Here is a 324-nt window from a genome sequence, read left to right on the forward strand (position 1 = left end):
AGAAAGTCTTTGCGCGCATGGACTCGGTCGGCCAGGCGCGCATGAGCGCGCTGCATGGCGGCGACCGCTCGAAGCTCGAGATCGCGCCGAACCTGTGGGCCGGCGTCGGCCTTGTGCGCGGGGGCGCCGGCACGGCGCTGGTCGGCGATCCCGACACCATTGCCGAGCGCATCGACGAATACCGGCGTCTTGGCATCGATACCTTCATCCTCTCGGGCTACCCGCATCTCGAGGAAGCCTACCGCTTCGGCGAGCTGGTCCTGCCGCATTTGCCGACCGAGCATCCGGTCAAGGCCGCCGGGTCGTCCGTCAACACGGGTCCGT

Annotated in this window: 1 protein-coding gene; it reads left to right on the plus strand. The window is 68.2% G+C overall.

The features are described 5' to 3' along the window. Positions 1–324: LLM class flavin-dependent oxidoreductase (locus tag EN852_RS37750; protein ID WP_135879833.1), on the plus strand; the 324-nt coding region annotated here is incomplete at both ends.

It is taken from the genome of Mesorhizobium sp. M2E.F.Ca.ET.209.01.1.1 (assembly GCF_004010375.2).
Lineage (GTDB): Bacteria > Pseudomonadota > Alphaproteobacteria > Rhizobiales > Rhizobiaceae > Mesorhizobium.